Source organism: Pseudomonas sp. D47, assembly GCF_045447305.1.
Taxonomy (GTDB): Bacteria; Pseudomonadota; Gammaproteobacteria; order Pseudomonadales; family Pseudomonadaceae; genus Aquipseudomonas.
In genome coordinates this window covers 1-240 of record NZ_JBJGXU010000227.1, presented here as the reverse complement: position 1 = coordinate 240, position 240 = coordinate 1, and the positions used below count along the sequence as shown (strand labels likewise).

At 60.4% G+C, this 240-nt stretch carries 1 protein-coding gene; it reads left to right on the top strand.

Translation table 11 applies throughout. The annotated features are described in order from the left end of the window. Window positions 1-240: hypothetical protein (locus ACI77I_RS32325; protein ID WP_407000284.1), on the top strand; the 240-nt coding region annotated here is incomplete at both ends.

Genomic DNA, 240 nt, shown 5'->3' with positions numbered 1-240 from the left:
CCAAGGCTGGGGCACCTTGCGCTACGGCTACGACGCGTGCGGCCAGCTGAAAAACCTGCGCCTGCCGGACAACAATCGTCTCACCTTCAACCACGACAAAGGCGGCCACCTCGCCACCGTCGAGTTAAATGGTGCGCTGCTAACCTCCCACCTATTCAAAACCGGCCGCGAGCATCAACGCCAACAAGGCCAGCTCCTCAGTCATTACCACTACGACGAGCAAAACCGCCTGCACGCCCA